Source organism: Photorhabdus africana (assembly GCF_035181445.1).
Classification (GTDB): Bacteria; Pseudomonadota; Gammaproteobacteria; order Enterobacterales; family Enterobacteriaceae; genus Photorhabdus; species Photorhabdus laumondii.
The window spans coordinates 1-1,393 of the sequence record NZ_JAXBVE010000120.1 but is presented as its reverse complement, the minus strand read 5'-3'; the positions used below and the strand labels follow the sequence as shown (position 1 = coordinate 1,393).

The window sequence follows — 1,393 nt, the reverse complement described above, 5'->3', positions numbered from 1 at the left end:
AGAAATGCCTTTTTGGAATTGAATCTGATTTTTAGCCATTTTCATTTACCTCCACACAGACTTATTTTAAGTATACGCCTATGGGAGCTGAATTTAAGTGATAATCAGGAATATTTTTTAACGCAGCCTGAAACGGCTAGGGAGTTTTTATCCCTTTATCTGCCCGAAGAGGTCCAGTCGTTGTGTGACTTAGCCACATTGAAACTGGAACCCGGCAGTTTTGTGGATCGACATTTACGTCAACTGCACAGTGATGTGCTGTACTCGGTTGAAACAGCTCGGGGACAAGGTTATATCTATTGCCTGATTGAGCATCAGTCCACTCCTGACCCGTTGATGGCCTGGCGGTTGATGGGTTATGCCATGTCAGCTATGGCGGCCCACCTGAAAAAAGGCCATACTGAACTCCCTTTGGTGGTGCCTTTGCTGTTTTATCATGGTGAGGTTCGGCCTTATCCTTACTCAAACCGGTGGCTGGATTGTTTTACGTTCCCTGAACAGGCTGCCCGCTTATACTGCCAGGCGTTTCCGTTGGTGGACGTCAGTGTACTCAGCGATGAAGAAATCCTGACGCATAAAGGGGTTGCCCTGATGGAGCTGGTGCAAAAACATATTCGCTGCCGGGATATGCAGGAATGGGTTCCCCAATTGGTGGAACTCTTGAATGCAGGGTATAATACAGCCGAACAGCGCAATGTGGTGTTAAGCTATATCTTACTGAATGGACATACGCTGAATATCTCACACTTTGTCCATCAACTGATTGAACAATCTCCGGAGCATAAAACGATGTTGATGACTATTGCAGAAGAGCTTGAACAAAAAGGGCGCGAACAAGGCCGAGTTGAAGGTAGAGAAGAAGGTAAACTGGAAACGGCTTGTGCCTTGTTACGGCATGGCGTGAGTTTGGACATTATTGTCACCAGTACCGGCTTGAGCCGGGATAAAATTGAAGCGTTAAAGCATTAAATTATTCTCTTCTTTCACAGCAAAATGCCGATGTTCAAGATCGGCATTTTTGTTCTTATTCAGGATGATGGCTATACGAGGGACTTTTACGTTTGCCCGGCGAAGCTGAAACCGGTTATACTCAAGCAACTTTATAGAGGACGAAATGACACCCTAATAACATGGGGAGCGCGATTAGGTGAGTTGTTTGTGGAAACAAACACTCGTTCTGTTGTAGTAGTTATTATTCCTATTGCATATTCCTTACTACCTGTGAAATTAATCCATAGGGTATATACCTGTCATCTTGCAAGTTGCCTCTTTGTTGGCTGCGCTCGCTCACCCCGGTCACATAGTTTGCTATGCTCCCGGGGATTCTCTCCCTTGCCGTCGCGATGCATCTTGAAATCCATAAGGTATAGATTAATCAGACAATCTGTTTTCC

1 protein-coding gene is annotated in these 1,393 nt (G+C 45.2%); it reads left to right on the top strand.

What is annotated here, in order from left to right:
• Window positions 1-72 precede the first annotated feature (72 nt).
• On the top strand, window positions 73-969 hold the full coding sequence (locus SLS51_RS22960; RefSeq protein WP_323840802.1) for an Rpn family recombination-promoting nuclease/putative transposase: 897 nt from the start codon (window positions 73-75) through the stop codon (window positions 967-969).
• The last annotated feature ends 424 nt before the right edge of the window (window positions 970-1,393 follow it).